Here is a 22,527-nt window from a genome sequence, read left to right as displayed (position 1 = left end):
ACGTCACCCGTCCACTGTTCTCCGACATGGCTAGGCGAAGCGTGCTGTTCACGCCGGGTGACCGTCCCGAGATGCTCCGCAAGGCCCCGACGACCGGGGCGGACGTCGTCGTCTTCGACCTAGAGGACGCGGTCGCCCCCGAACGGATGGCCGAGGCCCGCAAGGCGGTCAACGACGTTCTGACGTCGGACTTCGATCCGGACTGTGAGGTGTGCGTGCGGGTCACCGCCGAAGCGGTCGAGGCGGACCTCGACGTCGTCCTTCGGGGCGACCCACGTCTCGACGCGGTGATGTGCCCGAAGGTCGGCTCCGCGGCGGACGTCGAACGGGTCGCCGACGTGCTCTCCGAGCACGACGCCGATCGCCCGATATTCGCGCTGATCGAGACCGCAGAGGGTGTGCTGGCGGCTCCGGCGATCGCCGCCGCCGACCCGACGACGGCGGTCTGTTTCGGGGCCGAGGACCTCGCCGCCGACATCGGGGCGATCCGGACCCCCGAGGGAACCGAAGTGCTCTACGCGCGCGAGCGGGTCGTACTCGCGGCGAGCGCCGCCGGGGTCGACGCGGTCGACATCGTCTTCACCGCGATCGAGGACGGCGAGGGGTTGGCCGAGGAGACCGCGTTCGGGGCGGGGCTCGGCTACGACGGCAAGATGGTGATCCATCCAGCGCAGGTCGCCGTCGTCAACGATGCCTACACGCCGACGCCCGAGCGGGTCGAGTGGGCCGAACGCGTGCTCGACGCCCGCGACCGGGCCGCGGACGAGGGTCGCGGGGTGTTCCGGGTCGACGGCGAGATGGTCGACGCGCCGCTCATCGCGCAGGCCGAGCGGGTGGTCGAGCGAGCGCGCGCCGCCGACGCGTAATCAGATCATTATACTATAACCATGATATTCATTCGACGCCCTTAACAGGCGTCTCGACGATCGACTAGAGGATGTCCGAGGACGTGAACCCCTTCGAGAGCCTCCACGAACAGATAGACGACGCCGCCGCGGTCCTCGACGTTTCCTCGGGGGTTCTCGACCGGTTCAAACACCCAGAACGCGTGCTCGAAACCACGCTCTCGATCGAACGCGACGACGGCTCGCTCGCTACCTTCGAGGCCTTCCGCTCGCAGTACAACGGCGACCGCGGGCCGTACAAGGGCGGGCTCCGGTATCACCCGAACGTCACGCGTGACGAGGTGAAGGCGCTCTCGGGCTGGATGGCCTACAAGTGCGCGATGGTCGACATCCCCTACGGCGGTGGGAAGGGCGGTATCGCGGTCGACCCCGACGACCTCTCCGAGGGGGAGATCGAGCGGCTCACGCGGGCGTTCGCCGCCGAGCTTCGGCGGGTGGTCGGGCCCGACGTCGACATTCCCGCACCCGACGTCAACACCGGCCCGCGCGAGATGAACTGGTTGAAGGACACCTACGAGACCCTCGAGAACACCACCGCACCGGGCGTCGTGACGGGCAAGGCGCTCGAGTCCGGTGGGAGCGAGGGACGGGTCGAGGCCACGGGTCGGTCGGTGATGCTCACCGCGCGTGAGGCGTTCGACTACCTCGACATCGACCTCGACGGGGCGATGGTCGCGGTCGAGGGCTACGGCAACGTCGGCGCGATCGCGGCCCGACTTCTCGAAGACGAGGGCGCGAGCATCGTGGCGGTCTCCGATTCGAGCGGCGGGGTGCACAACTCGGACGGCCTCGACCCCCAGGCGGTCAGGGACCACAAGACCGAGACCGGGAGCGTCACCGGCGCACCCGACGTCGAGGAGCAGCTCACCGACGAGGAGCTCCTCACCCTCGACGTCGACCTCCTCATTCCGGCCGCGCTCGAGAACGCGATCAACCGCGACCTCGCCGAGGAGGTCGAGGCCGAGGTCATCGTGGAGGGCGCGAACGGGCCGCTCACGCCGCGGGCCGACGACGTGTTGAGCGACCGTGACGTCGCGGTCTTCCCCGACGTGCTCGCGAACGCCGGTGGCGTCACGGTGTCGTACTTCGAGTGGGTCCAGAACCGCCAGCGGTTCTACTGGAGCGAGGAGCGCGTCAACGACGAGCTCGAGACGGTGATGGTCGAGGCGTTCGAGGACCTCGTCGGGACCTACGAGGAGCGCGGGCTGCCGAGTTTCCGGACGGCGGCCTACGTCGTCGGGCTCTCGCGACTCATCGACGCCTACGACGAGGCCGGCAACTTCCCCTGACGGCCGTCGCGGAGCGGATATTTAATGCCCCCACGCGTCCAATCGAGGGCGCGATGGTCTACAAGAAGATCACGATGATCGGTACCAGCGAGGAGAGCTTCGAGGCCGCGACCGACGCCGCGATCGACCGCGCCGAGGAGACCCTCAACGACGTGAAATGGGCGACGACGGAGAACCTCGGGGTCGAGATCGGCGAGCCGGGCGAGCGCGAGTACCAAGTCGAGGTCGAGATCGCGTTCGAACTCGACGAGTAAGCCCCCACGAGGTCCGCCGGCCCGGTCGTGCCGGCGGCGGTGCGGCCGCGGCGCGACCGCGGTCGCGGTGCGGGCGGTTCCTGGTGTCTCGGCGAGCGGGAGCGAGCCGAGGCTCAGGAGAGCGGTGCTGTCCTGGTGGATGAAGGGCGAGGGCGCGGAGCGCCCGAGGGCTTCGGCGGTGCTGTGCTGTGCGGTGGCGGCGCGGAGTTGTTAGTAATTGTACCGCGAGCGACCGCAGGGAGCGAGCGGGCGCAAGCGCGACCAGCGGGAGCGCGCAGCGCTTTTGATCCACATTTTGCCAGGGAGGCCGCTTCGCGGCCGACCGCAGCAAAAGGTGGGGACGTGAAAGGTGGGGGTTCTTAGAGCACGCGCTTTCCGAGCGCGCTCGCGACGAGCTCGACCCCGAGTTCGGCGGTCTCGTTGTGCGAGTCCAGGATCGGGTTGGCCTCGACGACTTCGAGCGAGCGGAGCAGGGACTCGCGTTCGGCGACGGTCTCCATCGCGGAGTGGGCCTCGCGGTAGGTCACGCCACCCCTGACGGGGGTGCCGACGCCGGGAGCGTGACGGGGGTCGAGCCAGTCGAGGTCGAGACTGACGTGGACCCCGTCGACGCCACGGGTGGCGATGTCGAGGGCGTCCTCGGTGACGTCGACCACGCCCCGCTCGTCGATGTCGGACATCGTGAAGGCGGTGACGTCGGACTCGCGGATGCGCTCGCGTTCGGGGTCGTCGACGCTTCGGAGCCCGACGAGGACGACGTTCTCCTCGCGGAGGGTCGGGGCGTTGGCCCAGGGTGTGTCGGCGAACGAACCCCAGCCGAGCGCGGCGGCGAGCGGCATCCCGTGGACGTTGCCCGAGGGCGTGGTCTCGGGAGTGTTGACGTCGCTGTGGGCGTCGAACCAGATCGCGCCGAGGCTGGCGTCGCGGGCGCTGCCGACGAGCGAGCCGATGGCGATCGAGTGGTCGCCGCCGAGCACCAGCGGGAGGTCGTTCGTGGCGACCGCGTCGGCGACCTCGTTGGCGAGGCGGCCACAGACCGATTCGATCTCGTCGAGGTACTTCGCGCGCGGGTCGCGGGTCTCGGGGTCGCGCTCCTCGGCGTGGGAGACCGAGAGGTCGCCGGCGTCGGTACACGACCGCCCGATCGAATCGAGCGTCGTGGCCAGCCCCGCGTATCGGAGGGCGGAGGGACCCATGTCGACCCCGCGGCGGTCGGCCCCGAGGTCCATCGGTACCCCGATGGTTCTGATTGCCATGTCGTTCGCGTTCGACCCCCGCCGGGTAAAAGTCGTCCCCATAACCCCGATCCGGTGGCCGTTCCCGTCCCGGCGTGGGTGCCCGCCCGAATTTCGTCTTCAAGTTTTTGGTTCGGGATTCGAATCCCGTCCAGATCCCGAGCACGAAACCCGAAAACCGTCGTGAGAAGCAGCCCTTCGTCTCCGTTCATCGATAATTACGCATCCAGTCACCCGTCGGGTTTAAGGGACCCTGCAACCAACACGGACTTATGTCATCTATCGAACTCACGGACAGTCAGAAGAAGATCCTCCAGGAGCTCGTCGACCTCTACCGGGAGAGCGAAACCGCGGTCAAGGGCGAGGCGATCGCCGAGATGGTCGACCGGAACCCGGGGACGATCCGCAACCAGATGCAGAGCCTCAAAGCCCTCCAGCTTGTCGAGGGGGTACCGGGACCGAAGGGCGGCTACAAACCGACGGCGGCGGCCTACAGCGCGCTCGACATCGAGGAGATGGACGAACCGGAGTCCGTCCCCCTCAGCCACAACGGCGAGCGCGTCGAGACCCTGATCGTCCAGGAGATCAACCTCCTCAGCGTCCACCACCCCGAGAAGTGTCGGGCCGAGATCCACATCCAGGGCTCGGTGCGGGACTTCCACGAGGGCGACACGGTGACGGTCGGCCCGACGCCGAAGTCGAAGCTCGCGATCACGGGCACCGTCGACGGCACCGTCGACACCGACAACACCCTGCTCATCAACACCGAGGGCATGGAAGCCCCGGCCGAAGGCTGAATACACGCACGACCTTCTCGGACGATCGAGCGGTACGAGTGACGAACGGCGGCTGCGGTGCGGTCGGCGGCGCTGCGCGCTGCGGCGCGGCCGCGTAGCGGTTTGCGGTCGCGGTTCCTGGTGTCTCGGCGAGCGGGAGCGAGCCGAGGCTCAGGAGAGCTGTGTTCTCCTGGTGGATGAAGGGCGAGGGTGCGCGGAGCGCACCCGAGGGCTTCGGCGGAGGTGGTGCTGTGCGGTTGCGGAATTGTTAGTCGTTGTACTGCGAGCGAACGGAGTGAGCGAGCAGCCTTTTTAGTCCAGGTTTTTGGACGGAGGTTGAGCACGAGCGTAGCGAGCGCGATTCCCCCGTCCAAAAAAGTGGGTGTGTCTAGCGGCCGCGGACGAAGGCCGAGAGCCGGTCGGCGAGCCCGGTTCGGTCACCGAGTTTGAGGTAGTAGGCCGCGCCGCCGTCCTCGTAGTAGTGTTCGATGTGGCGTTCGACCTCGAAACCGATGTGTTTGTAGAACGCGACGGCGGCCTCGTTGGTCGCGCGGGCGTGGCAGGTCACGGTGTCGTGTTTCTCGGCGACGGTGGCGATGAGGCGGCCGCCGAAACCCTCGCCGCGGTGGTCGCCGTCGATGGCGAGAAAGAGGACGTAGCCGTCGCGGCGGACCGCCGCGAAACCGATGAGTGCGTCGGCCGTATCGGCGTCGTGGTCGCCGGCGAACAGGAGGTGGACGGTGGCGCGACGGTAGGCGTCGGTGAAGAAGCCGCGGCGCTGTTTGAGGACATCCTCTTGCTCGCGGATGCGCTCTTTCAGCTCCCACGCCGAACCGACGTACTCGTCGCTGCCCGACTCGACGATACTGGTCGTGACATCGACGCTCACTGGCTCCCGAATAGCACATGGGAGACCATAACTCCACCGCCCAGTCGGTCACGACCCACCCGGCATGGGATTGCAGAACGCTTTCGGGGAAAGCCCGTCTTCGACGGATATGTCTACACCTCGCGACACCGAGTCGGCCCAAACCGGGATCGTCGGGCGGGTTCGGGAGTGGCTCATCAGCGGGGCCGCGCTCACCATCCCGTTCGTCATCACGATGATGGTGCTCGGGTTCGTGCTCAACTTCCTCAGCAACGTCCTCACGCCGGTGGTCGAGGCCGCGGGGATGGTCGGACTCAACGAACCCGTCCGGGGGTTCGCCCGGTCGATCGGGCTCGGTCCCGCCTTCGGGTCGGTGTTCATCGAGTTCGGGACGGTCTTCGCGCTCGTGGCGCTGGTGCTCGTCGTGGGCTTCGCCGCGAACGCCACCTCCTCGGAGCACGGCTTCTCGGAGTGGTTTCACACCGCGATGGAGGCCATCCCCGGCGTCGGGTCGGTCTACACCAGCTTCCGCCGGATGAGCGACGTCCTGATCGAGAGCGACACCAGCAGCTTTCAAGAGGTCAAACTCATCGAGTTCCCGAACGAGGGCACCTACTCGTTCGCGTTCGTGACCGCGACACCCCCGGACACGATCGACGAGGCGGCCGAGCATGACGACCTCCGGACCTTGTTCATGCCGCTCGCGCCGAACCCCGTGATGGGGGGCTTCCTGGTTCACGTCCCGAGCGCCCGGGTCTACGACGTCGACATAACCGTCGAGCAGGCCGTCAGCGCGATCGTCACCAGCGGGGTGGCGATCGGGGAAACCGACGACGTGACCGGTCTCTCGGCCGACGAACTCGCGGCGCTCGGGCAGTACGACACCGAACGAACCAACCTCGAGGAGGGACTCGTCGGCGCGCCGGCGGAGCGGGGGTCGACGAGCGAACGGGAGACGGACGGCGAACCGTAACCGACTATCGCAGGAAGTCGAACGAGACGTCGGCGGGCGTCGTCCGCGCCTCGACCGGCCGACCCTCCTCGTACTTCACGAAGTTGAGGTAGAACAGTTCGCCACAGCCCTCGCCGTCGGTCTCGCTCGCGCCACAGACGATCTCGACGCCGTCGCTCTCCTCGAAGTCGTCGTAGGGCGCAGCGTACTCCCAGCCGTCGAGGGCGAACGGCGTCACGGACTTGTCGGCGAGCGCGGCGTCGCGGTCGAGGGTGACGACGGCGTCACACCGCGGACAGGTGTACCGAACGGCGACCATATCGGGCGAAGGGTCTCGTGGCATATAGCTCCCGCGTCGGGAGAAGTTTAGTCGAACATCCCGGTCGACATGTAGCGCTCGCCGCTGTCCCAGAAGACGGTGACGACGAGCGGTTTCTCGTCATCCCCGCCGTCGGTTCGGAGTTCGGTCGCCGGTGAGCCGTCGTCGGCCAGTCGGCTCGCGACCCGGCGGGCGACGAGGTTCGACGCGCCGCTGGACTGGCCGACCAGGATCCCCTCCTCGCGCGCGAGACGTCGGCACTCGGCCTCGCTCTCCTCGAGGTCGACGGTCTCGACCGAGTCGATGAGGTCGCGGTCGAGGATGTCGCTCACGAACCCCGGCCCCATCCCCTCGAACTCGTCGGTGCCGGCCTCGCCGGTCGAGAGCACCGCGTTGGTCTCGGGCTCGACCGCCACCACGGTCATTTCGGGGAACGCCTCGCGGAGCCGCCGTCCGATGCCGGTGATGGTTCCCCCCGTCCCGACCGCGGCGACCAGCGCGTCGACGGTCCGGTCCCCGACCTGGTCGAGGATCTCCGGGCCGGTCGTATCGTAGTGGGACTGTGCGTTCGCGGGGTTCTCGAACTGCCGAAGTTGGACCATCCCCTTCTCCTCTTCGAGTTCGTCGGCGCGCTCTTTCGCCTCGGTCATCTCGCCCTCGACGAGTTCGAGTTCCGCACCGTAGGCCGCCATGACCCGCTGGCGCTCCTCGGACTTCGAGGCGGGCATCACGATGGTGCAGTCGTAGCCCCGGACGGCCGCGACCACCGCCAGCCCGATACCGGTGTTGCCGCTGGTCGGCTCGACGATGTGGTCGCCGGGTTCGAGCACCCCCTCCGCCTCCGCGGCCTCGACCATCGCGGCCGCCGGACGGTCCTTCGCCGACCCGCCGGGGTTCTTGGATTCGACCTTCGCGGCGACGGTCGTCCCCGGTGGCGAGGCGACCCGCACGAGGGGGGATCCGATGGCGTCGAGGATGCTATCGTCCATTGGATTCGATTGGCTGTCGACGCCTAAACCGATGACGGGACCGGTCGGGAGCTTCGAAAAACCGATAGATGGGACAAGGGAACGACACACGCATGAGGTGGTCTCGCAATGACCACATATGGATCCGGTCAGAGCGGCCGACTACCACGACATCGTTCGTGTCATCGACCCACAACTCTCGCCCGACGGCGACCGCGTCGCCTTCGTCCGCACCGTGCCCACGGACGACGAATCCAGCGAGGCGACGGTCTACGTCGTTCCGACGAGCGGCGAAAGCGATCCGCGACGCTTCACCGCGGCCGACGGCGTCGACGCCGAACCCCGGTGGTCGCCGTCGGGCGACCGACTCGCGTTCACCTCGACCCGCGGCGAGGACGAGGGCACGCAGTTGTGGATCGTACCCACCGACGGCGGCGAGGCCGAACGGGTCACGAGCGTGCCCGGCGGCGTCTCCTCGATCGCGTGGGACCGAACGGGGGAACGGATCGCCTTCGTCCAGTCGGTGACGGCCGACGACCGCGACTCGGGCCGGGACCTCGAAACCGACGAGTTCGAGCGCGATACGCCCGATCCACGGGTGATAGACCGACTGGTCTACCGCGCGGCCGAACACTACTTCGACGGTACCCGGAGCCACGTCTACGTCGCGAACCTCGAAGGCGGGGTCGAGCGCGTCACCGAGGGCGAGTACGACTACGGCTCGCCGGGCTGGAGCGAGGAGGTCCTCTATTTCACCGCGAAACGCACCGACGACCCCGACGACAACACGGTCGTCGACGTGCTGGCCTGCGACCCCGAAGCTGACGAGTTCGATCCCGAGGTCGTTTTCCAAACGAGCCAGTGGGGTGCGAACATCGCGGTGACGGCCGACGACCGGGTGGCCTACGCCTACACGCCGGAAGAGAAGGGTACGCTGGGCCAGACCGACCTGAAGTGCTACGATCCCGATGGAGGCGAGACGACCCTTACGACCGACCTCGACAGGACCGTGGACCCCGCGTCGGTGACGTGGGACGCGAACGAGGAGTCGGTCCTGTTCGTCACGCCCGACGAGAGTGATTTCGTGGTTCGACGGGTGCGCGGCGATGGCGAAGGGGCCATCGAAGCGGTGGTCACGGAGGGCCACGTCACGAGCGCGACGAGCGGGGACGAACGGGTCGCGTTCGTCCGGAGCGAGTGGGACCATCCGGACGACGTCTTCGTTCAGGATGGTGACGAAGCGACCCGTCTCACCCACGTCAACGCGGACTACCTCGCCGACCACGAGGTCCGCGAACCCGAACCCATCTCCTTCTCTGCTGACGACGGTCCCGAGATTCAGGGCTGGGTACTCACGCCACCCGACTTCGACCCCGACGAAACCTACCCGCTGGTCGCCGAGATCCACGGCGGGCCGCACGCGATGTGGACGGCGGCGGGCACGGTCTGGCACGAGTTCCAAACGCTCGCAGCGCGCGGTTACGTCGTCTTTTGGTCGAATCCACGGGGATCGACGGGCTACGGCGAGGACTTCGCCGCCGCCATCGAGCGCGATTGGGGTGCGGTCACGATGGCCGACGTGATGGCGGGCGTCAAGCAGGTCGCCGAGCGCGACTACATCGACGAGGACGAGTGCTACGTCACGGGCGGTTCCTTCGGCGGCTTCATGACCGGCTGGATCGTCGGCCACACCGACCGCTTCCGTGCCGCGGTCGCCCAGCGCGGCGTCTTCGACCTGGCCTCCTTCTACGGCTCGACGGACGCCTTCAAACTCGTCGAGGACGACTTCGACGCAACACCGTGGGACGACCCCGAGTTCCTCTGGGAGCAATCGCCAGTGGCCCACGCCGGGGACGTGACCACCCCGACACTGGTGATCCACGCGGACGACGACTTCCGGGTCCCGGTCAACAACGGCGAGATGTTCTACCTCTTCCTCAAGAAGAACGGCGTCGACACCCGACTCGTGCGGTACCCGCGCGAAGGCCACGAACTCTCGCGCTCGGGCGAACCCGGCCATATCGTCGACCGGATCGAACGCATCGCGCGCTGGTTCGACGGCTATTCGGAGTACTTCGACGCTCCCCGCGCGCTCGACCGCGGCGACGACGGGCTCTCCGGCGACGAGGGCCGGTAGTCCTCACGCTCGGTCTCGACGGAGTCGTGCGGACGACAGCCTGAAGCCGTCGCCGACCCGCGGTCGGACGATGGCGACCACCGAACCGGACCCGCTCGCGAACCCGGACACCGCCGACCGGGTCGCGGCGGCGTTCGGGGTCTGTGCCGTGGTCGTCTCGCTCGGCGGGATCGCCCTCGCGATACTGCTCTCGACGCGCTTTTCGTTCGCCGCGGACGCACTCTCGGACCTCGGGCGGGCGACCTGGGATTCGTCGGCAGTCTTCAACACCGGGCTCCTCGTGTCGGGCCTCTGTGCTCTGGTTCCGGGGGTCGTACTCGCGAGGAACTCGCGAACCCTGCTCCACGCCGCCGGCAGCGTCGCGTTCTCGCTCTCGGCGGTCTGCCTCGCGTTGATCGGCGTCTTCGCGCTGCCCGCCCCCCAGCACGGCACCGTCGCGGTCGGCTTCTTTCTCCTGTTCACCGTCGCGTTCGTCTGCTACGGCGCGGGCGACCTACGCACGGAGGCACGCCGGTGGGGGCTGTTCGCCATCGCGCTCGCTGCCGTCCACGTCGCGGCATGGGCGGTGTGGATCGCCGCCGGGACGCCCGGCGGCCTCGCGCTCCCCGAACTCGTCGGGTCGGGCTGTGTCTCGACGTGGATCCTCGGCACGGCCGTCAGAATGTGGTGAGGTCCGCTACTCGATTCGTTCGGACGAGCGCTCGTAGCGTTTGGCGAGTTCGACGTAGTGCTCGCCGGCGTGGGTCCACGGCGAGTCCTCGACCTCGGTCTTGACCTCCGCGGGCGTGCCGGCGACGAGGGTGCTCGGGGGGACCTCGGTGCCTTCGGTGACGACGCTTCCGGCAGCCACGAGCGCCTCGCTCCCGACGTGTGCGCCGTCGAGTACTGTGGCGCTCATCCCGACCATCGCGCGCTCGCCCACGGTGGCGGCGTGGACGATGGCGGTGTGACCGATGGTCGCACCGGGCCCTATCTCACAGCCCTCGTGACAGACCACGTTGTCCTGGACGTTCGCGCCCTCGCGGACCACGATCGCGCCCGAATCCCCGCGGAGCGTGACGTGGGGCCAGACGCTCGCCTCGGCTTCGATCGTGACGTCGCCGATGACGACCGCGGTCTCGTCGACGCGAGCGGACTCGTGGATGGTGGGTGTAGTGCCCTCGAACGACCGGATGACCATGCACGGACGCGGGTCCGACCGGGAATAAATCCGTGTGTCGGCACGCCGCGAACCGGCGGCGGGAGGCGGTGGTCGTGCAGACACCGAATCGGTTTACCCACGACGACACAACGGGGCGTATGAACACCGAGCGCGTGACACTGGCCGCGATGGTCTTCGCGGTCCTCTTCGGTCAGGTCGCGCTCTATCCGGGGGTTCCGGAGCTCGTGCGCGCGCTCGGCGCGACCACGACGCTCGACGCGGGGACGTGGTTTCTGGGGGCCGAGTACGCGGGCTTCGTGCTGTTCGCGGGCGTCTGGGGCGCGGCCAGCGACGCGGCGGGGCGGCGGGTGCCGTTCATCGTCGCGGGTGCGCTCGGCGGGGTGGCGAGCTACCTCGCGCTAGTCGGGCTCGCGACGGTCACGGACATCGGGTTCGGCGCGATGCTCGTCCTCCGGTTCGTCGAGGGGAGCTTCACGATCGCCGCGTTCTCGCTCTCGATAACGATGCTGATGGATCTCGAGGGTGGCCACGGCCGCAACATGGGTGCGGCGGGGATCGCGATCGGCTCCGGGACGGCGCTCGGGGCCCCCCTCGGCGGTCAGCTCTCGTCGGTCGGCCCGCTGGTCCCCATCGTGGTGGCCGCCGGCCTCCTCTGTCTCGTGGCGCTGCTCGCGACCCGACTCACCGACCGGGCCCCGGAGACGACGCGCCGCGGCATCCGGGCGGCGCTCGACGGACTTCGGGACCGACCCGCGCTCGGCCTCCCCTATGCCTTCGGGTTCGCGGACCGGTTCACGGCGGGCTTCTTCGCGCTCGTCGGGACCCTCTACTTCCGCCGGGCCTTCGACCTCGACGCCGGCGCGGCGGGCCTGGTGCTCGCGCTCTTCTTCGCGCCGTTCGCGCTCGGACAGTACCCCGCGGGCCGGCTCTCCGACCGGATCGGCCGGCTGGTGCCCGTGGTCGTCGGGTCGGTCTGCTACGGCGTGACGATCCTGGGGGTGTATCTCGCGCCGACGGTCGAACTCGCGGGCGCGACGATGGTGTTGCTCGGCGCGGCGGGCGCGCTGGTCGCCCCCGCCACGATGGCGCTCGTCACCGACCTCGCGAGCGACGACCGGGGCACCGCGATGGCCGGGTTCAACATCGCCGGAAGCCTCGGCTTCCTCGTCGGGACCGTCGGCGGCGGCGCGGTCGCCGATAGCCTGGGGTTCGGCGCGGCCTTTCTCGCCGCCGCGGTACTCGAAGCCGGGATCGTGCTGGTCGCGCTGCCCGCGCTGCTCCGGCTCGATATCCCGCGTGCCGTGCTGTTCGGCGGCCGGGAATCCGCCTGAGAACCATCGTGAATCCGTCTTTTTCCGGTCGGTTCCGGTCGTTCAGCACTCGTGTTCCCGATGTGCCGCCTCGATACCCGCCGAGAGCACGTCGCGGTCCTCGTGAGATACCAGATGGGACTCGCAGTCACAGTCCGAGGCACCGAAGGCCGGGATACGTTCGCCGGGCAGTGTTCGGGCGATGGCACACTCGGCGTCGACGGGTGTCGTCACGGCCCGATCGAGCACCGTCGCGGGGTGGCCGAGGAGGTAGTCGATGTGCCAGTGGCGGACGTCGCGCTCGCCGGTGGCGACCTCGCGGTGCCGGTCGACCCGCGCGAAGCCGCCGGGCCCGAGCGCACTGCCCGTGTAGGCGTACCAACCCGGCGATAACGCGCGTTCGCCGAGCGCACCGACCTCGATGGTCGTCGGTGTCGGCAGCTCGATCAGGAGGGTGTAGGTCCCGCTCGCCATGCGGACATCAGCGTGCGGGCGAGGGTAAGTCCCCCGTGTGAGAGGGAGAAACGGGAGAGAGGAGAGGGACTACGAGGGGCTCGGGGTCTGGACGTGCGAGAGGTACGACGTCAGGTCGGCGGTGGTGATGATGCCGATGACGCCGTCGGAGTCGCTCACGACCGGCATGTGGTGAAAGCCGTGTTCGAGCATCGTGTCGGCGACCTCGGTGATCGGGTGCTGAACCGTCGTGGTGATGACGTCCGTGCTCATGTACTTCGCGACCGTGGTCTCGGCCTTCGGGCTGCTCGCGGCGACGATCCCGACGAAGTCGGTGGTCGTGAGGATCCCCTGGAGGTCGTTGCGCTCGTCGACGACCATCACGGAGCCGATCCCCTCCTCGAGCATCACGTTCGCGGCCTCCTCGACGAGCGTGTCCGGGCTCACCGTATGCAGGTCGCTCGACATCAGCCGCCCGACGAAGATATCGTCCATGATCCTTCATCTATCGGGGACAGTATAAACGTTCCCGCCGGGGCGAAACCTGTCGAGAGGCCGGTCGCCCGGTTCGTGTGGCCGCTATCCCGGGCGGCGAGGCGGTGGCTTCATGCGGGTCGGTCGACACGGTGGGAGTATGGACCTGCTCCACACCTGCCTCAACGTCGCCGACGCCGACCGTGCGGTCGAGTTCTACGTCGAGGAGCTCGGCTTCGAGGAGTCGTGGTCGTTCGAGACCGAGGACGGCGAGACCACCAATCGCTACGTCGCCGCCGACAACGGCGTCGAACTCCAGCTCTCGGAGACCGACGGCGAGGATGAGTTCGAGCAGGGCACCGCCTGGGACCACCTCGCGGTGGCCGTCGAGAGTGTCGACGAGGCGTTCGCCGAGATCGACCACCACGGTGTCGTCCAGGAGCCCGCCGACAACGACCCCGCCGGGGCGCGCACGGCCTTCGTCCGCGACCCGGACGGGCACGTCGTCGAACTCGTCCAACCGCTCGACGGCTGACCGCGTCGAACCCGCCGCTCACCACCCGCAAACCGTTTGCCGACGGCCCCACACGGTTCTCGTAGTGACGAACGAGCACGACGAAGCAGCCGACGGGACGTCCGCCTCCGACGACCGCGCCCTCTCGGCGACCGAATTCCGGGCCGTTCTCGAGACCCTCGGCCGACCCGTGGCGACCGCAAGCGGGGTCGCGCGGGTTCGGGAGTGGTCACAGACGGCGGCAAGCGATGCGCTCGATGCGCTCGTCGAGTCGGGCCACCTCGACCGCCTCGACGTGAGCGACGACCCCCGAGTCTGGTACCCCCGCGAGTTCGCCGACCTCGTCTCCCGAGAGCACGTCGTCGTCTTCCCCGACCGCCGGGAGTTGGTGGTCGAACAGCCCGAGCAGTTCACCCGCGCCCAGCTCACCCAGTTCGCCACGCTCGTCGATTCGTCGGGTGATGGGGCCTACATCTACGAGATCAGGGAAGAGGACGTCTGGTGGGCCCCCTACGACCACGTCGACGACCTCGTCCGGACGATGCGGAACGTGCTGCCCGAGCGCTCGCCGGAACTGGAGGAGTGGGTCGAATCCCAGTGGCGGCGCGCCCGCCGGTTCGCGCTCACTACCCACCCGGACGACTATACGGTTCTCGAAGCCGAGAGCCCCGAACTCATGGGCAACGTCGCGCGTCAGAAGCTCGACACCGACCACCTCCACGCCCCGATCTCGGATACCGAGAGCTGGGTGGTCGAGGGGAAGGAGGGCGAGATCAAACGGACCCTCTACGACGCGGGCTACCCGGTGCAGGACCTCCGCGACCTCGACGGCGGGGCCGACCTCGACATCGACCTCGGGCTCGACCTCCGGGACTACCAACGCGACTGGGTCGAACGCTTCCTCGAATCGGGGGCCGGCGTACTGGTGGGTCCCCCCGGAAGCGGCAAGACGGTGGCCGCGATGGGGGCGATGCGCGAGGTCGGTGGCGAGACCCTCGTTCTCGCGCCGAGCCGCGAACTCGCCGGCCAGTGGCGCGAGGCCCTCCTCACCCACACCGACCTCGACCCCGACCAGATCGGCGAGTACCACGGCGGCGAGAAAAACATTCGACCGGTGACGATCGCGACCTACCGCACCGCCGGGATGGAGCGCCACCGGAAACTCTTCGACGAGCGCCGGTGGGGTCTGATCGTCTACGACGAGGTCCACCACATCCCGGCCGCCGTCTATCGCAAGAGCGTCGACCTCCAGGCCAAACACCGCCTCGGGCTCTCGGCCACACCAGTGAGAGAGGACGACAAGGGGGCCGAGATCTTCACCCTCATCGGCCCGCCTATCGGTACTGATTGGGCGAAACTCTTCGAGGCAGGCTTCGTCGCCGAACCCGAGGTCGAACTCCGGTTCGTGCCCTGGAGATCGGAGGCCGACCGCGACGAGTACGCGAGCGTGACGGGCCACGAGCGCCGCCGGGTCGCGGGCTCGAACCCCGCGAAGCTCGATGCCATCCGGTCGCTGCTCGCCGAACACGCCGACGCGAAGGCGCTCGTCTTCGTCGAGTGGCTCGACCAGGGCGAGAGCTACGCCGAGGCGCTGGGGGTGCCGTTCATCAGCGGCGACACCCCCCACCCCGAACGCGAACGGCTGTTCGACGAGTTCCGGCGCGGGGAGCGCTCTCGACTGGTCGTCTCGCGGGTCGGCGACGAGGGGATCGACCTCCCGAGCGCCGAGGTCGCGGTCGTCGCCTCCGGCCTCGGCGGGTCGCGCCGCCAGGCCTCCCAGCGCGCCGGCCGAACGATGCGTCCCTCGGGGAGTTCGCGGCTCTACGTCCTCGCGACCCGTGGCACCCGCGAGGAGGACTTCGCGCGTCAACAGCTCCGACACCTCGCTGGCAAGGGCATCAGGCTCACCGAGACGACGTTCGAGACCGAGTAGCGGTCCCCACCGACCCTCGCGGCTTGTCGGTATCGAAGGGGCTATACCGAGGGGTTGTTAGTAGAAAGATAGTATGAGCAATATCGTCGAGGAGTGGGCCTCGAACCCCCGCCTCGTTTCGGGAGGAGAACGGCTGTGACGTGTGAGATCGACGACCAGGTCGGGAAACGATGAAGCGGTCGGTTCTCGCGGTGGTGCTCGTCGGCCTCGTCGTGATGCAGGGGGTCGTCGGCGGCGCGGTCGTCGGCGGAACGAACACGGCCCCCAACGCGAACGACACGGGGAACGACTCGGCGCTCTCGAAGCTGAGCAACGCGACGGGGTTCGCCACCGACGCGCTCGATGCGAGCGCGTCGAACACCGACAATGCGTCGACCGAAACGAACGGTTCGACCGACACGGCCGAACCGACCGAGTCGACCGATTCGAGCGCGTCGGACGGCTCGACGGGCGACGACACGTCGAACTCGACGTCGGCGACGACGGAGACGACGGACGGAACGTCGACCGCCGAAACCGCGGGCGAAACGACGGGCGAGAGCGGGTCCGACGACGGCACGTCCGCGGAGACCGAATCCGGTGAGAGCGAGTCCAGCACATCGTCGTCCGAGGCAGAGTCGAGCGACGGTGAAGACGCGACATCGTCCGAAACCCAATCCAGCGAGAATGAGGATGGCGGGAGCGAGTCCGGCACATCGTCGTCCGAGAGCGAGTCCGGCGATAGTGAGGACGCGACGTCGTCCGAGACCGAGTCCAGTGAAAGCGAGGACGGAGAATCGTCGTCCGAGGCGGAATCGAGCGACGGTGAAGACGCGACGACGGATGGCGACGCGTCGGCGAGCGAACCGACCTCGGCCGAGAGCGGTGCGAGCGAGGACACCGGGTCCGCGGAGGACGCGTCGGCCGGATCGTCGGGCACGGCATCGGCCGCCGACGGAGCGGGTAGCGGGGCGGCAGCCGCGGGCGCGTCGGGCGGTTCCGCGAGCCCGACCGGCGGTGCGGCGTCGGAGGGGGCCGCGAGCCAGAGCGCCGCGAGTCAGGGTGCTGCGGGCGGGTCGTCGAGCGCGGCACCGGCCGCGGCAGGTGGCTCGTCCCAGGCCGCGCCGAGTGGCGCGAGTGCCGGCGGGGCACCCCAGTCGGCAGGCGCGGCGGCACAGAGCCCGGCGGGAAGTACGGGTGCACAGGGGCAGAGCGCCCAGGGTGCCAGCGCACAGGGTGCACCGAGCGCGGCCGGCGGTAGCCAGGCTGCGGCCGGAAGCGGGGCGAGCACGGTCTCGCCCGACGCCGAGTTCGACATCGTCTCGGTCGACTCCGACGTTTCGACCGGCGAACCCGGCACCGTCTCGGTGACGATCGAGAACACCGGCGAGGACGCGACCGACGCCGTGGTGAACTTCCAGTCGGGCTCCAGCGACCTCCTGTTCGGTCAGGCGGCGAGCACGAGCCGGTACATCGGCGACTGGGAGGAGGGCGAGAGCCGGACGGTCGACCTCTCGGTCCAGGCGGCCCCGGGTGCCGATAGCGCCGACTACCCGGTCGAGGCCTCGGTCTCCTACGAGGACGACGACGGCGAGGCCGCCCAGTCCGCGAGTTCGACCTTCGGCGTCACGGTCGACGAGGCGAGCGACGACCTCTCGGTGACCGGCGTGGATTCGGACGTCCCCGTCGGCGGCACCGGCAACGTCAGCGTCACCCTCGAGAACACCGGCGAGGACGCGACCGACGCGGTGGTGAACCTCCAGACGCTCTCGACCGACCTGCTGTTCGACCGGAGCGCGAACGCGACCCGCTACGTCGGCGACTGGGACGCCGGCGAGTCGAGAACCATCGAGGTCACGATGCAGGCAACCCCGAGCGCCGACACCGACACCTACCCGGTCCAAGCCTCGGTCTCCTACGACGATTCCGATGGCGAGGCCGCCCAGCTCGGTCCCGCGACGTTCGGCGTCACCCCCGAGAGCCAACAGGAGTTCTCGCTCGATGGCGTGTCGGACGACCTCGAAGTCGGCTCCTCGGGCACCATCTCGGGCACGATCACGAACGACGGCCCGAAGGCCGCCACCGACGCGGTGCTGACGGTCTCTCCCAACAGCACCCGTGACATCGTGCCGCGTCAGAGCGAGTACGTCCTCGGCGACCTCGACGTGGACGAGTCGAGCTCGTTCGAGCTCCCCGTCCTCGTCAACGACACGACCGAGCCGGGCGAGCGCCAGGTCCAGTACTACGTCCAGTACTACGACTCGGACGGCGACCCGCTCCGGAGCGAGGCGCTGACGGCGACGGTCGACATCGACGAGCAGGAGGACGACTTCAACGTGGTCTCGACCAGCACCGACGTCCAGTCCGGCGAGGAGGGCAGCCTCACGGTGGTGATGAACAACACCGGCGAGAACGTGACGGACGCGACGGTGTCGTTCCAGTCGCTCTCGGGCGGCGTGCTGTTCGGCGAGTCCGCCAACGCCACCCAGTTCGTCGAGGACTGGGACACCGGCGAGGAACGGAGCTTCGAGTTCGACGTGACCGCGACGGGCAGCGCGGGCACGACCTACCCGATGCAGGCCTCGCTCCAGTACACCGATTCCGAGGACGACGGGGCCCAGGCGGGACCGTTCGCCTTCGGCGTGACCCCAGGTGAGAGCGAGGACGACTTCGAGGTGGTCTCGACCGACTCGAACGTCCAGGTCGGCGACGAGGGTCCGATCACGCTCACCCTCCAGAACAACGGCGAGAACGCCACCGAGACGACGGTCTCGCTCCAGTCGCTCACCGGCGACATCACGCTCGGCCAGACCGCGAACGCGACGGCGTTCGTCGGTGAGTGGCCGGCGGGTGCCCAGCGAACGGTGAGCTTCAACGCCACCGCGACCAACACCACCGACGTCCGTGACTACCCGTTCCAGGCCTCGGTCTCGTACAACGACCCCGACGGTGACTCCGCAAGCGGCGGGCCGTTCACCATCGGCGTGACGCCGGAACCCGAGCAGAACTTCGACCTCTCGAACGTCGAGAGCACCCTCCGAGTTGGGTCCGAGGGCAACGTCACCGCACAGGTCACGAACCAGGGCCCACAGGCCATCGACAACGCGGTCGTCGAGTTGGAGAGCCAGAGCGAGTCGCTGAGCCCCCAGGAGACCGAGGCGGCCGTCGGAAGCCTCGCGTCGGGCGAGTCGGCCAACGTCTCCTTCCCGATCGAGGTACCCGATAGCGCCGAATCCGGCGCGCGCCAGCTCTCGTTCGCCGTGGAGTACGACAACGAGAACGGCGACACCCGTCGGAGCGGGAGCCTCAGCGCCCAAGTCGACGTCGCCGGCCAGCGTGACTCGTTCATCGTCGAGCGCGCCAACGCCTCGGTCGGGATCGGCTCCTCGGACGCCGTGACGCTCAACGTCACCAACAACCGGGATACGGTCGTCACGAACCTCAACGCGAAGGCCTACGCCGACTCGCCGCTCTCGCTCTCGAACGACGAGGCATACATCGCTCGGCTCGCACCCGGCGAGACCGAGCAGATCAGCTTCGACGTGAGCGTCGCCGGGAGCGCGAGCGAAGGGCAGTACCCGCTCTCGGTCGACTTCCAGTACGACACGCCGAGCGAGTCCTCCCAGCTCTCCCAGGAGTACAACGTGCCGGTCGACGCCGCCGAATCGAGCGGCGGCGGCCTGCTGTCGTCGGCACCGGTGATGATCGGCCTCGCGGCGCTCCTCGTCGTGCTCGGCATCGGCGTGGTCTGGTCGCGACGGTGAGCCAGCACTGATGGTCAGCTTCGACTACCAGCGCTACATCGACTGGGCCGACGAGTGGATCACCGAACGGCCGAAAACGGTGGTCCTCGTCTTCCTCGTCGTAACGGCGGTCTTCGCGGTCGGACTGACCAACATCTCGACGAGTTCGGGAACGAGTCAGTTCACCGACGACAGCCCGGCCCAGACCGCCCTCGACAACGTCAACGAGGAGTTTTCGCCGACGTTCTCGGAGGCCAACGGCAGCACACAGCTCATCCAACGCGGCTCGAACGTGCTCTCGAAGGACGAGATGCTCGCGATGTTGACCCTCCAACAACGCGCCGAGGACGACCCGAGCCTCCGGGTCGCCTCGACGTCGAGCGCCGCGGCGATCGTCGCGCAGACGCTCGATCCGGAGGCGACGACCCTCGACGACCAGATCGACGCGATCAAGGACGCCACGCCAACGGAGATCGAGTCGGCGATCGGGACCGCCGCCGAGAACGACGGGTTCACGAGCCTCCTCAGCAACGACTTCAACGCCCAGTCCGCGTCGGCCTCGGCCACCATCGGCACCGTCACGCACGACGTACCGGGCGGCATCTCGGAGTCGGCGGGTACCAGCGGCAGTAGCCCGTTGACGGCCATCCAGACGCGCGTACAGTCAATGGCGGGTAGCGTCGACAGCGACATCACGGTGTTCGGCAACGGGATCGTCTCGGCGGAGTTCACCAACATCATCTTCGATTCGCTGATCATCGTGGTGCCCGCGGCGGCGCTCCTGATCCTCGTCTTCCTGATCTTCGCCTACCGCGACCCGATCGACCTCCTGCTCGGGGTCGTCTCGCTGGTGCTCGCGATCGTCTGGACGTTCGGCTTCACCGGCCTCGCCGGACTGCCGTTCTCACAGATGCTGATCGCCGTCCCGCCGCTGTTGCTCGCGGTCGGGATCGACTTCGGGATACACACCATCAACCGCTACCGCGAGGAGCGAGTCCAGGAGTACTCGGTCACCGAGTCGATGCGAACCGCGACCGACCAGCTGTTCGTCGCCTTCTTCATCGTCACCGGCACCACCGTGGTCGGCTTCGCCGCCAACGGCATCAGCGACCTCCAGCCGATCCGGCAGTTCGGGCTGGTTGCGGCGGTCGGTATCGTCTTCACCTTCCTGATCTTCGGGATCTTCCTCCCCGCGGCGAAGGTCTGGGGCGACCACCTCCGGGTACGGTACGGCATCCCGGAGTTCGGGCTCTCCCCGTTGGGAGCCGAGGGCTCCCTCCTGGGACGGGTGCTCACGGTCGGGGTGTCGGCGGCCCGCCGTGCGCCCTACGCGGTGCTCGTCCTCACGCTCCTGCTCTCGGTGGTGGCGGGGTCGTACGCGACCGGGGTCGACACCACCTTCTCGCAGGACGACTTCCTCCCGCCGGAGGACCTGCCGGGGTACGTCGAGGCGTTGCCCGAACCGTTCGCACCGGGCGACTACTCGGTCACCGACACCACCAACTTCCTCGAGGACAACTTCGCGACCACCCAGGGGAGTTCGGTGACGGTCTACGCCGAGGGGAACTTACGATCCGACTCCGCGCTCGAATCTATCCAGCGTGCCAACCGGAACCCGCCCGACGCGATCGTGACGAACGGACGGACCGCCGACGCCGACAGCATCATGACCGTGATCGACGACTACGCCAATCAGTCGTCGTCGTTCGCGGCGCTCGTCGAGCGCAACGACGTCGACGGTGACGGCGTGCCCGACGATAACCTCGGGGAGGTCTACGACGCGCTGTTGGACTCGCCCTACCGCGCTCAGGCGCTCAACTACATCACCGAGGACTACCGGAGCACGCAGGTCGTCTACTCGGTCGACAGCGACGCCACGCAGGACGAGGTCTCGAACAGCGGGCGGACGCTCGCCGACCGCTATCGGCTCACCGCGACCGCGACCGGCCAGATGATAGTCCTCAAGGCGGTCTCGGACACGATCTTCACCTCGGCGATCCAGAGCCTCGTCGCCGCGCTGATCGTCACGGCGATATTCCTCGTGGTGATCTACTACATCATCGAGGGCCGACCGTCGCTCGGGCTCGTGAACCTCGTGCCGATCGTCGTCTCGGTGGCGCTGCTCGCGGGCTCGATGCGGCTGTTCGGCATCCCGCTCAACGCGCTCACCGCGACGATCCTCTCGATCGCGATCGGGCTCGGGGTGGACTACTCCTCGCACTTCGTCCACCGGTTCGTCGACGAGTACCACGAGTCGGGCGAGGACGTCTTCGTCGCGCTCGACGACACCGTCAGAGGGACTGGCGGGGCGCTCACCGGAAGCATGCTCACCACCACCACCGGCATCGGGGTGCTCGCGCTCGCGATCACGCCGATCCTCGGGCAGTTCGGGGTGGTGGTGGCGCTCTCGATCTTCTTCGCCTACCTCACCTCGATGCTCCTCACGCCGTCGGTGATCGTGGTCTGGGAGCGGTGGACGTGACCGACCACGACGACGCGGTGGCGGCGCTCAAACGCCTCGGGCTGTCGAGCTACGAGGCGAAGGTGTTCGTCGCGCTCCAACGGATCGGTCGCGGGACGGCCCGCGAGATCGACGACGTCACCGACGTCCCGCGCTCGCAGGTCTACGGTGCGGCGGAGAACCTCGAAAAGCGCGGGCTGATAGACGTCCAACGCGCCGAGCCGATCCAGTACCGCGCGGTCGACCTCGACGAGGCACGGCGTCGGCTCCGCGCCCGGATCGACGACGCCGAGGAACGCGCGTTCGGCTACCTCGAAACCGCTCGAAACGAGCTCGTCGACGACGACGAGGCTCGCGAGGAGGTCTGGACCATCATCGGTCGGGACGCGATCACCGACCGGGTGGTCCGACTCGCGAACGAGGCCGAACGGCGCGTGGTGTTCGGCACCGACGACGAGCGGCTGGTCACCGACGAGGTCGTCGCGGCGCTCGACGGCTTCCCGGGGACCGCCGTCGTCGTGAGCACGACCCCGGCGGTCCGCGAGCGATTCGAGGGTATCGAGGGGGTGGTGACGCCCTCGGTCACGACCCTGGCCGAGATGGGGCCCGACGACCGCAGCACCCGGCTCCTGATCGTCGACGGCGACACCGTTCTGATGGCCGTGCGTGGCGAGGGCACCGAGGACTGTACCGAGACCGCGATCTGGAGCGCGAACACGGGGTTCGCGTCGGTGTTCGTCGGGCTGTTCGAGGAGTGGTTGACCGAGTTCCTCGACGGCTGAATCGTGGCCGTCG

The 22,527-nt window shown here is 68.4% G+C and carries 20 protein-coding genes; 13 read left to right on the top strand and 7 right to left on the bottom strand.

The genetic code is table 11. The features are described 5' to 3' along the window. Window positions 1–26 precede the first annotated feature (26 nt). The 3 genes from D3261_RS05890 (at window position 27) to D3261_RS05880 (ending at window position 2,448) form a co-directional block, all read left to right on the top strand. Complete coding sequence (locus D3261_RS05890) at window positions 27–866, top strand: CoA ester lyase (RefSeq protein WP_199693930.1); 840 nt, start codon at window positions 27–29, stop codon at window positions 864–866. A gap of 71 nt (window positions 867–937) precedes the next feature. Next, the gene (locus D3261_RS05885) at window positions 938–2,194 is read left to right on the top strand and encodes a Glu/Leu/Phe/Val dehydrogenase (RefSeq protein WP_120070174.1); all 1,257 of its coding nucleotides are present in this window, start codon (window positions 938–940) and stop codon (window positions 2,192–2,194) included. A gap of 53 nt (window positions 2,195–2,247) precedes the next feature. Beyond that, entirely contained in the window at window positions 2,248–2,448 is a 201-nt protein-coding gene (locus tag D3261_RS05880) for a dodecin (RefSeq protein ID WP_120070171.1), read from the top strand. 359 nt (window positions 2,449–2,807) lie between these two features. Here the strand turns inward: D3261_RS05880 and rocF are convergent, their stop codons facing one another. Beyond that, window positions 2,808–3,704 carry an arginase gene (rocF, locus tag D3261_RS05875; RefSeq protein ID WP_120070168.1) on the bottom strand — a complete coding sequence of 299 codons (897 nt, stop codon included), beginning with the start codon at window positions 3,702–3,704 and terminating at the stop codon, window positions 2,808–2,810. A 251-nt stretch (window positions 3,705–3,955) separates the two neighbouring features. Between rocF and D3261_RS05870 the strand changes: the two genes are divergently transcribed. Beyond that, complete coding sequence (locus tag D3261_RS05870) at window positions 3,956–4,480, top strand: Rrf2 family transcriptional regulator (protein ID WP_120070165.1); 525 nt, start codon at window positions 3,956–3,958, stop codon at window positions 4,478–4,480. A 367-nt stretch (window positions 4,481–4,847) separates the two neighbouring features. Here D3261_RS05870 and D3261_RS05865 read toward each other — a convergent pair whose 3' ends face one another. Continuing rightward, entirely contained in the window at window positions 4,848–5,348 is a 501-nt protein-coding gene (locus D3261_RS05865; RefSeq protein ID WP_120070162.1) for an N-acetyltransferase, read from the bottom strand. 109 nt (window positions 5,349–5,457) lie between these two features. On the opposite strand from D3261_RS05865, the gene D3261_RS05860 reads away from it, so the two are divergent. After that, window positions 5,458–6,300, top strand: a complete 843-nt coding sequence (locus D3261_RS05860) for a DUF502 domain-containing protein (RefSeq protein WP_120070160.1) — start codon at window positions 5,458–5,460, stop codon at window positions 6,298–6,300. A 4-nt stretch (window positions 6,301–6,304) separates the two neighbouring features. Here D3261_RS05860 and D3261_RS05855 read toward each other — a convergent pair whose 3' ends face one another. Together D3261_RS05855 and D3261_RS05850 are read right to left on the bottom strand one after the other, a co-directional pair. Beyond that, complete coding sequence (locus D3261_RS05855) at window positions 6,305–6,598, bottom strand: hypothetical protein (protein WP_120070157.1); 294 nt, start codon at window positions 6,596–6,598, stop codon at window positions 6,305–6,307. Between the two features lie 47 nt (window positions 6,599–6,645). Further along, complete coding sequence (locus D3261_RS05850) at window positions 6,646–7,587, bottom strand: PLP-dependent cysteine synthase family protein (RefSeq protein ID WP_120070156.1); 942 nt, start codon at window positions 7,585–7,587, stop codon at window positions 6,646–6,648. Window positions 7,588–7,705: 118 nt separating this feature from the next. Here D3261_RS05850 and D3261_RS05845 point away from each other — a divergent pair, with 118 nt between their 5' ends. Together D3261_RS05845 and D3261_RS05840 are read left to right on the top strand one after the other, a co-directional pair. Next, window positions 7,706–9,703 carry a S9 family peptidase gene (locus tag D3261_RS05845; RefSeq protein WP_120070153.1) on the top strand — a complete coding sequence of 666 codons (1,998 nt, stop codon included), beginning with the start codon at window positions 7,706–7,708 and terminating at the stop codon, window positions 9,701–9,703. Between the two features lie 70 nt (window positions 9,704–9,773). Beyond that, a complete protein-coding gene (locus tag D3261_RS05840) occupies window positions 9,774–10,373 on the top strand; it encodes a DUF998 domain-containing protein (protein ID WP_120070150.1) in 600 nt (199 codons plus the stop codon). 6 nt (window positions 10,374–10,379) lie between these two features. Here the strand turns inward: D3261_RS05840 and D3261_RS05835 are convergent, their stop codons facing one another. Next, on the bottom strand, window positions 10,380–10,883 hold the full coding sequence (locus D3261_RS05835; protein ID WP_120070148.1) for a gamma carbonic anhydrase family protein: 504 nt from the start codon (window positions 10,881–10,883) through the stop codon (window positions 10,380–10,382). A gap of 119 nt (window positions 10,884–11,002) precedes the next feature. On the opposite strand from D3261_RS05835, the gene D3261_RS05830 reads away from it, so the two are divergent. Then, window positions 11,003–12,196, top strand: a complete 1,194-nt coding sequence (locus D3261_RS05830; RefSeq protein ID WP_120070145.1) for an MFS transporter — start codon at window positions 11,003–11,005, stop codon at window positions 12,194–12,196. A 42-nt stretch (window positions 12,197–12,238) separates the two neighbouring features. On the opposite strand, the gene D3261_RS05825 is transcribed toward D3261_RS05830, so the two are convergent. Together D3261_RS05825 and D3261_RS05820 are read right to left on the bottom strand one after the other, a co-directional pair. Continuing rightward, entirely contained in the window at window positions 12,239–12,649 is a 411-nt protein-coding gene (locus D3261_RS05825) for a DUF123 domain-containing protein (protein ID WP_120070142.1), read from the bottom strand. Window positions 12,650–12,718: 69 nt separating this feature from the next. Further along, entirely contained in the window at window positions 12,719–13,123 is a 405-nt protein-coding gene (locus D3261_RS05820; RefSeq protein ID WP_120070139.1) for a cyclic nucleotide-binding/CBS domain-containing protein, read from the bottom strand. Window positions 13,124–13,262: 139 nt separating this feature from the next. Between D3261_RS05820 and D3261_RS05815 the strand changes: the two genes are divergently transcribed. The 5 genes from D3261_RS05815 (at window position 13,263) to D3261_RS05795 (ending at window position 22,514) form a co-directional block, all read left to right on the top strand. Continuing rightward, complete coding sequence (locus tag D3261_RS05815; protein ID WP_120070136.1) at window positions 13,263–13,637, top strand: VOC family protein; 375 nt, start codon at window positions 13,263–13,265, stop codon at window positions 13,635–13,637. A 64-nt stretch (window positions 13,638–13,701) separates the two neighbouring features. Continuing rightward, entirely contained in the window at window positions 13,702–15,549 is a 1,848-nt protein-coding gene (locus D3261_RS05810; RefSeq protein WP_120070133.1) for a DEAD/DEAH box helicase, read from the top strand. Window positions 15,550–15,719: 170 nt separating this feature from the next. Then, a complete protein-coding gene (locus D3261_RS05805; RefSeq protein WP_120070130.1) occupies window positions 15,720–19,292 on the top strand; it encodes a COG1361 S-layer family protein in 3,573 nt (1,190 codons plus the stop codon). A 10-nt stretch (window positions 19,293–19,302) separates the two neighbouring features. Next, complete coding sequence (locus tag D3261_RS05800; RefSeq protein WP_120070127.1) at window positions 19,303–21,753, top strand: RND family transporter; 2,451 nt, start codon at window positions 19,303–19,305, stop codon at window positions 21,751–21,753. Further along, window positions 21,750–22,514 (top strand): helix-turn-helix domain-containing protein, encoded by a 765-nt coding sequence (locus tag D3261_RS05795; RefSeq protein ID WP_342764742.1) that lies wholly within the window; start codon window positions 21,750–21,752, stop codon window positions 22,512–22,514. The genes D3261_RS05800 and D3261_RS05795 overlap by 4 nt, the downstream gene beginning before the upstream one ends. The last annotated feature ends 13 nt before the right edge of the window (window positions 22,515–22,527 follow it).

It is taken from the genome of Halococcus sp. IIIV-5B (assembly GCF_003602035.1).
Lineage (GTDB): Archaea > Halobacteriota > Halobacteria > Halobacteriales > Halococcaceae > Halococcus > Halococcus salsus.
Note: the sequence above shows the minus strand (reverse complement) of the source record. Positions and strands in the feature narration are given on the sequence as shown.

What these genes read in the sequence shown, in the direction of transcription:
- D3261_RS05890 (WP_199693930.1), top strand. Translation starts at nt 27, where the DNA reads ATGGCTAGGCGAAGCGTGCTGTTCACGCCGGGTGACCGTCCCGAGATG.
- D3261_RS05885 (WP_120070174.1), top strand. Translation starts at nt 938, where the DNA reads ATGTCCGAGGACGTGAACCCCTTCGAGAGCCTCCACGAACAGATAGAC.
- D3261_RS05880 (WP_120070171.1), top strand. Translation starts at nt 2,248, where the DNA reads ATGGTCTACAAGAAGATCACGATGATCGGTACCAGCGAGGAGAGCTTC.
- rocF (WP_120070168.1), bottom strand. Translation starts at nt 3,704, where the DNA reads ATGGCAATCAGAACCATCGGGGTACCGATGGACCTCGGGGCCGACCGC.
- D3261_RS05870 (WP_120070165.1), top strand. Translation starts at nt 3,956, where the DNA reads ATGTCATCTATCGAACTCACGGACAGTCAGAAGAAGATCCTCCAGGAG.
- D3261_RS05860 (WP_120070160.1), top strand. Translation starts at nt 5,458, where the DNA reads ATGTCTACACCTCGCGACACCGAGTCGGCCCAAACCGGGATCGTCGGG.
- D3261_RS05855 (WP_120070157.1), bottom strand. Translation starts at nt 6,598, where the DNA reads ATGGTCGCCGTTCGGTACACCTGTCCGCGGTGTGACGCCGTCGTCACC.
- D3261_RS05850 (WP_120070156.1), bottom strand. Translation starts at nt 7,587, where the DNA reads ATGGACGATAGCATCCTCGACGCCATCGGATCCCCCCTCGTGCGGGTC.
- D3261_RS05845 (WP_120070153.1), top strand. Translation starts at nt 7,706, where the DNA reads ATGGATCCGGTCAGAGCGGCCGACTACCACGACATCGTTCGTGTCATC.
- D3261_RS05840 (WP_120070150.1), top strand. Translation starts at nt 9,774, where the DNA reads ATGGCGACCACCGAACCGGACCCGCTCGCGAACCCGGACACCGCCGAC.
- D3261_RS05835 (WP_120070148.1), bottom strand. Translation starts at nt 10,883, where the DNA reads ATGGTCATCCGGTCGTTCGAGGGCACTACACCCACCATCCACGAGTCC.
- D3261_RS05830 (WP_120070145.1), top strand. Translation starts at nt 11,003, where the DNA reads ATGAACACCGAGCGCGTGACACTGGCCGCGATGGTCTTCGCGGTCCTC.
- D3261_RS05825 (WP_120070142.1), bottom strand. Translation starts at nt 12,649, where the DNA reads ATGGCGAGCGGGACCTACACCCTCCTGATCGAGCTGCCGACACCGACG.
- D3261_RS05820 (WP_120070139.1), bottom strand. Translation starts at nt 13,123, where the DNA reads ATGGACGATATCTTCGTCGGGCGGCTGATGTCGAGCGACCTGCATACG.
- D3261_RS05815 (WP_120070136.1), top strand. Translation starts at nt 13,263, where the DNA reads ATGGACCTGCTCCACACCTGCCTCAACGTCGCCGACGCCGACCGTGCG.
- D3261_RS05805 (WP_120070130.1), top strand. Translation starts at nt 15,720, where the DNA reads ATGAAGCGGTCGGTTCTCGCGGTGGTGCTCGTCGGCCTCGTCGTGATG.
- D3261_RS05800 (WP_120070127.1), top strand. Translation starts at nt 19,303, where the DNA reads ATGGTCAGCTTCGACTACCAGCGCTACATCGACTGGGCCGACGAGTGG.